Genomic DNA, 7,012 nt, shown 5'->3' on the forward strand with positions numbered 1-7,012 from the left:
GTGGGCTTCCCCGCCCCTTATCAGGGGGACTTTAAGAGGAACTGCGTAAGTCGTATCTAATTTGGATAACTATCTCATTTGCAATTCGGGTAAAAATTGGGTATAATATCTGTTGATAGACGCATTCGACAGTGCTAACGCATGTTGTTTCACTGCCAGGTTTTTTAATGATTCGGTCTTCGCCCCGCGTTCTGCTTCGCTTACACGCAGGTCCCTGGTGGTACTAAACCCGAAGCCTGCAACAATACGCAGAAATACCCAAGTAAAAACACGCAGGCGACTCGTACACGAAGATCATCAAAGTTCTAACGGACGTTAATTATCCGCAAGGTAAAATTAAAAAATGAGAACCGCAAAACTGATGACGATGGGCTGTAAGGTCAATCAATACGATACGCAATCCATGCGCGAGACACTTCGACGCAATGGATATACGATTATTGATAATGAGACTTCTCAACAACAGACCGACCTCTATCTCATCAATACATGCACCGTAACAAACACCGCCGATCAAAAAGCCCGGCAAGTCATTCGGAGAGCGATTCGCAAGCACCCGAACGCAAAAGTGCTCGTTACAGGTTGCTACGCGGAAAGCGACCGTGAGGCGATTGAAGAGATACCGGGTGTAACGTTCGTTTTCGGCAACCGAGAAAAGGCGGATTTTCAGCAGTATCTTGACGTTCTACATACCGAAACATCATCTGAAGCGCGGTTAGAAGCCTCGCCAGCCGCGGCACTCCACACGTCCAACCCACTTCTTGCGATAGAACCCGTCCAGCACGATGCGGTTCGCGAACACGCACGCTTTAGTAAAGGTGTGAGCGACGCTGGCAAACGCACGCGTGCACTTATCAAGGTGCAAGACGGATGCAGTGCTTTCTGCACCTACTGCATTATCCCATACGTGCGCGGTAGAATGACGAGCCGTCCCCTCAATGACATCGCCGATGAAGCCCGTCGCATCGCTGACAGTGGTATTAAAGAGATCGTCATTACCGGCGTGCATCTCGGTGCTTACGGCGTGGACACCGGTAGAGAAAAAGACATCGCCGACATTTTAGAATACATCCACGACATCGAAGGCATTGAACGTATCCGTTTCAGCTCGATTGAACCGATGTATTTCCCAGATTCCCTTGGTGAGCGGATGGCAGCACTTCCAAAATGCATGCCGCACTTCCATCTCCCGCTCCAAGCAGGCTCAGATGAGGTGTTGCGCCAGATGCGTCGGCGTTACACCACAGGAGAATTCGCACATCTCGTTGAGAACTTACGCCGCGTCTTTGGCGATGATGTCGGGATTACCACCGATATTATGGTCGGGTTTCCCGGCGAAACGGATGCTCACTTTGAGGCATCATGCCAATTTGTTGAGGACATCGGATTCAGTCAATTGCACGTCTTCCGTTATTCCCCCCGAAAAGGCACACCTGCGGCGACCTATCCAGATCAGGTGTCTCCACACGTCTCTGCCGCGCGTAGCCAAACGATGATCGCGCTTGGTGAACGCTTGAACACGGCATTTCGACAACGGATGCTTGGCAAGCAGAAAGAGGTGCTCATCGAAGCGAGCAGAGAAGGAAAAAATAATCGCCTTGCTGGCTTTACTGACAACTATCTCCGTGTTCTTGTAGATGCCCCAGAGAGCGCGATCAATCAGATTCAGCGTGTTACGCTGGGTGCGTTAGAAGGGGACTGTATCGCTGCCGCCTAACCTAAGACTCCTCCGCCTTCGCCTTCAAATCATAGAGAATATTCACCGCATCTAAGGGGGTTACCTGCGTGAGCTCCAACCGTCGGATCTCTTCGACGAGGGGATGCGTTTTCGGTGTAAAGAGTGCCATCTGTAGGGAATCGCTTTGTATTGTCTTTCGGGAGACACGGCGGCGCGGTTTCGGCAGTGTCGGATGTGCTTTAGGGGATTGACCCGTGGCACCATCCGCTTCGACGCTGAGATTGTGCTGTTCAAGCACTTCAAGTATCTGTTGTGCACGGGTAATCACGACTTGGGGGAGTCCTGCGAGCCGTGCGACGTGGATACCGTAACTTTGGTCTGCCCCCCCTGGGACAACCTTTCGGAGGAAGGTCACCTTCTGTCCATCTTCATGAACGGCGACATTGTAGTTCTTGGCACGTTTATATTTACTGGCGAGTTCCACCAACTCGTGATAGTGCGTTGCGAAGAGGGTTTTCGCCCCCATCCGCTTCTCATCTAAGAGATACTCCGAAACTGCCCACGCGATGCTGAGTCCATCAAACGTGCTGGTGCCGCGTCCGACTTCATCAAAGATCACAAGGCTGTTGCGGGTGGCATTGTTGAGAATATTCGCTGTTTCGTTCATCTCAACGAGGAAGGTGCTCTGTCCCATGACGAGGTTATCCGAGGCACCGACCCGTGTGAAAATCCGGTCTACCAAGCCGATCTTCGCAGCGGCGGCAGGCACGAAACACCCGATCTGTGCCATCAGAACGATGAGTGCCGTCTGACGCAGATACGTGCTTTTGCCGCTCATGTTCGGTCCCGTGATGATATGCAATTGCTCATCATCGCAGTTGAGGACCGTATCGTTGGGCACGAACCCCTCTTGCGTGAACAGCTGCTCGACAACCGGGTGTCTCCCATCACGGATAACGATTTCATCTACTCCTGCGACGGTAGGCTTCACGTAGTTGTATTTCGATGCGATATAGGCGAAGTTGGCAAGCACATCCGTCATGGCGAGTGCCGCCCCTATTTTCTGTATGACTTCCGTCCATTTCGACACATCCTCGCGAATCTGACAGAAGAGTTCATATTCCAGGGTCTGTATCCGATCCTCGGCGTTGAGGACCTTCGCCTCCTGTTCCTTGAGTTCAGGGGTAATGAACCGTTCGGAGTTCCGAAGCGTCTGCTTACGGATGTAATGCTCAGGCACCATGTGTAGATTCGGTTTCGTTACGTCGATGTAGTAGCCGAAGACCTGGTTAAATCCGATCTTCAAGGATTGGATACCGCTGCGTTTACGCTCCTCCTCCTGCATAGCGGCTATCCAGTCCTTTCCCTGTCCTACAATCTGCCGCAGTTCATCGAGTTCCTCACTATAACCGTCGTTTATAATACCGCCTTCACGGATTGTCGCGGGCGGGTTTGGATGGATGCCGTGCTCAATCAACGCAACTAACTCTGGCAGCGGGTCCAAAGTGTCATTCAGGGATACCAACAAGGCACTATTGCAGTTTTGGAGCTGCACCTTGACATCGGGAATCAGATGAAGGGAATCCTTGAGCGAATGCAGGTCGCGTCCGTTCACGGAACCGAGACTGATACGTGAAATGAGCCGCTCGATATCATACATCTGTCCGAGTGCATCCCGCAACTCCTCCTGCAAGCTAATCTGGGTTTTGAGCTCATCGACTGCATTGAGACGTTCTTCAACCTCTTTTTCATCGAGCAGGGGCTGTAAGAGGCACTGACGCATCCGCCTGCCCCCCATCGCCGTCACCGTCTCATCAAGGACTTCAAGGAGCGTGCCTTTCGTGGATCCGTCGCGAATGGAGGCTGTCAGTTCGAGGTTGCGTTGTGTATCGGCATCCAGCACCATGAAATCCGAGAGCGTATAGGTATGAAGCGAAACGATGTGTTCGACTTCCTGTTTCTGCGTTTCGTTCAGGTAATAGATGAGCGCACCGGCGGCAGAGATAGCAGTGGGAAGGTGTTCACATCCGAATCCGTCGAGCGAAATCGTTTGGAAATGTTCCAAGAGTTCCGTCCGAGCGGTATCCAATTCAAACCGCCAATCGGGGAGTTCATTGAGTGTCACCTTGAGTTCGGTTTTGAGACGATCAAACATCTCGGCATCCTCAAAGGTGTCGGCAAAGAGGCACTCTTTGGGGGAAAAACGGTGGATCTCCGCCCAGAGGCGTGAAGGGTCTGTCAGCTCGGTTACCATAAATTCGCCGGTAGAGAGATCTGCGACAGCGACCCCGTAGGTGTCTTTATTGAGATACATCGAAAGGATGTAATTGTTCTCTTTATGCTCCAGCACCTTTGGGTCGGTTACAGTGCCGGGTGTAACGATCCGGACGACATCGCGTTTGACGAGTCGATTCTCGTCTCGTGCGAGTTTTGCGTCCTCGGTCTGCTCCAAAATGGCGACTTTATGTCCGGCTTTGACGAGTTTATAGAGATAGGAGTCGAGTGCGTGATGTGGGATACCTGCCATCGGTGGCGGTGCGGACTTTTGGTTCTTATGACTTCTCGCTGTCAAGGCGATCTCAAGCAGACGGGCAATGAGTTCAGCGTCTTCAAAGAAGGCTTCATAGAAATCACCGACTCGACACAGGAGTATGGCATCTTCGTGCTGTTTTTTTACGTATTTATAGAGTTCCATTAATGACAGATCGGAGGGTTTTGAACGTGGCATATCGTTTCCCTTGGTTCTCATGTGCGTGGCTGTTTTTTGGACGAAGGGTCAGTTTTTAGTATCATAGCACATTCTGGCGTTTATGTCAAATCATTTATAGTTTTCAGTTGTCAGAAGGGCTAAAACGCGTTTCAGAGTATTCAGAGTAAATCTTAAACGTGATAGCAGCTTCTGTCGTCTGAATCGCGGATTTCACGGATGATACGGATGACGCGGATTTTTTAAGAGGTTTTTGAGGGGATCCGGTGTCCCTTCCTGGAAGTCGACGAATTTATAGCGTTGCCTTCATCTAAATAGTATTATTTTGGACGAAGAATTTTCTTTTCTCGCCCATATTTTTTTAGATGATAGCGGCACCCAGTAGTCAGAAGTCGGGATTCGGAGATCTCTCCTACTAGGATTATTGACTGTTAGTGTTTTTTGGGTAAAGGGATGGTTGGTTGGGGAAGATAGGTGCGGTTGGAAACCGCACCTACCGAGTTGATATATCGGATATATGTCAGAGAGAAACTACTGCATGGGTGAGAAAGGGGCAGGTAGGAGTAGTTTGCTCTCCTGCGTGATGGGTCTGACGGAGCCTTTGGGGGGCCAGACACCTGTCTCTCGCGTCTCTGCTCGGATCCGTTGGCGTTCCTCGAAACTCCTATATGCCCAGAGATGGATGAAATTGTTGATACCCCCGTATTCAGAGTACCAACAGCCTGCCAAGGATGAGTATTTCACACGTTCGGGGATCGCGGCACCCCATGCTTCTAGCACTTGCGGTATGCCTTCCGGAGGATAGGTGTATAAACGCATTTCATACAACGGACCGAGGTCTTTTTCACCTAACGGTTCCATAAAGGGGGCTGGCAGAAAAATCTCGGATACCATGGATACGATGAGATCGCTGGTATCAGGGGGCCATACCGGGTTCGGATCCGCCTCTGCAGCGCGCCGGATCTCCGCCCGCTGTTCAAGACTCTGGTAGGGCCATATAGCGACCATTTGGTTCAAGGGTCCGACTTCGGTGTACCAGTGTCCACCAAGTTTGGATAGTTCTTGGCGCCCCGGTAGCTTTTCGCCGAAGCGTTCCCAGTATTCGTTGAGTTGTCCGAGTTTCAGGTTGTAGGTTCTTATTTCATAGATCATGCTATTCCTCCTGTGTTTTTCGGATGCCCTTCAGATTCACACCAGACGTGTATACCCATACTATATCAATTTATTATCCGTGTAAACACAAATTGGAGGCTTAACAGCAGGCAAGAAACTACGAATCCAAAATCGAACGAATGTCATGTTCACAGATGAAATCAATCGTTACACCGTTTCGATGGAGTGCGTCTCGGTAGTTCCACCATTCACTATCTACGGCTTGCAGGATGGGCGGTTTTTCGGAGTGTGTGAGGGCAACAGCGATAAATTTGCGATCCGCTGGATCGAAATTCTGTAGTGCAGGATCTGTTGGAAATTCGTGGAAGTCATTTTCCGAACCATCAATAGGTGTAATGGAAACGAAGTCACACTGCTTATCCTTGTTCGTCAGGAGCCATGCGAGAAACCTATCATCTACATCCGAACCGCGAGAGTGGAGATTCCGCATGTATTCACCAAGAATCTTCCAGTCATCATCAAGAACTAACGTCATTTCGCCAGTCATGATTTGTTGAAGTTTCTCAGCACAGGTGAGAACACAACCTGCGGAGGCTTGCTGAGATCTACCGTTGGCGACTACAGCAACATTCGTATCTACAACAACGGTCACAAACCTTGCTCCTTCTTGCGCTTCATTTCGGCTTTCGTCTTTCCAACCAAATCACCCGTTGCGTCCCCGAAGAAGTTTTGTGGCCAATTCGTGATGTTTCCGTAATCATCTACATTGAGTCTCTCAATTTCGGATACCCCTTCGTTCATCTCACAAAAGTAAAAAGCGGTATCGTCTGCTGAAATCTGTTCCTCAGCGATCCGCCGCATTAACCGTATCAGCAGATGCTCACTGTGACTCTCAAAGATAATTTGGAGTCGCCGATTTTTTACGACCTCAATCAGCAGATCCGCCAATTCTGCCTGGACTTTTGGGTGGAGGTGTGCCTCCGGTTGTTCAAGGATGAGGATACTTTCCTCGGGGACGTAATAACAAAGCACTAATACTGGTAGGACCTGCGAAACACCGAAACCGACATCGGTGAGTCGGACTTCGGGACCACCTTTATATTTTCTGACAAGAAATTCGTAATCTTTTTCTGTGTCACGGATAGGGTTGAGACGATAGGAGTCGATTAAATCCAACCGCTGTAGCCACTTAGGGATATGCTCGTCAAGAGAACGGAGTTGAATCCGCCCAGAAAAGAGGGCAGTGACCATCTCTTCTCCATGTTGTCCTACACCCGGCGAATGTTTTCCCTGCCATGCGTAATGCCGACGCGGATATTCACGGAGGGGACCGAGGTAGCGGATGCTGCGGAATAGGTTCTGAAAAGAAGTTTGGAGTAGAAGAAAAGGCTGCAGTATATTCGGGGGTGCATCCTGAATCCCATAGCATCGAAAACAGATAGGATTAATATAGGATCCACTAGGTAGTGTTTACATTCTAAAAGTATTGACATTTGGTATCGGCTTTCGTATAC

The 7,012-nt window shown here is 50.0% G+C and carries 5 protein-coding genes; 1 reads left to right on the forward strand and 4 read right to left on the reverse strand.

What is annotated here, in order from left to right; translation table 11 throughout:
* Positions 1 to 343: 343 nt before the first annotated feature.
* Positions 344 to 1,717 (forward strand): tRNA (N(6)-L-threonylcarbamoyladenosine(37)-C(2))-methylthiotransferase MtaB, encoded by a 1,374-nt coding sequence (mtaB, locus tag F4X88_04890; GenBank protein MYA55614.1) that lies wholly within the window; start codon positions 344 to 346, stop codon positions 1,715 to 1,717.
* Between the two features lies 1 nt (position 1,718).
* On the opposite strand, the gene mutS is transcribed toward mtaB, so the two are convergent.
* The 4 genes from mutS to F4X88_04910 all read right to left on the reverse strand — a co-directional run bounded on the left by mutS (position 1,719) and on the right by F4X88_04910 (position 6,749).
* Complete coding sequence (gene mutS / locus F4X88_04895) at positions 1,719 to 4,406, reverse strand: DNA mismatch repair protein MutS (protein MYA55615.1); 2,688 nt, start codon at positions 4,404 to 4,406, stop codon at positions 1,719 to 1,721.
* Between the two features lie 510 nt (positions 4,407 to 4,916).
* On the reverse strand, positions 4,917 to 5,537 hold the full coding sequence (locus tag F4X88_04900; protein ID MYA55616.1) for an NIPSNAP family protein: 621 nt from the start codon (positions 5,535 to 5,537) through the stop codon (positions 4,917 to 4,919).
* Between the two features lie 118 nt (positions 5,538 to 5,655).
* The gene (locus F4X88_04905; GenBank protein MYA55617.1) at positions 5,656 to 6,150 is read right to left on the reverse strand and encodes a hypothetical protein; all 495 of its coding nucleotides are present in this window, start codon (positions 6,148 to 6,150) and stop codon (positions 5,656 to 5,658) included.
* Positions 6,147 to 6,749 (reverse strand): DUF3696 domain-containing protein, encoded by a 603-nt coding sequence (locus tag F4X88_04910; protein ID MYA55618.1) that lies wholly within the window; start codon positions 6,747 to 6,749, stop codon positions 6,147 to 6,149. The genes F4X88_04905 and F4X88_04910 overlap by 4 nt, the downstream gene beginning before the upstream one ends.
* Positions 6,750 to 7,012 lie beyond the last annotated feature (263 nt).

It is taken from the genome of Candidatus Poribacteria bacterium (assembly GCA_009839745.1).
GTDB lineage: Bacteria > Poribacteria > WGA-4E > WGA-4E > WGA-3G > WGA-3G.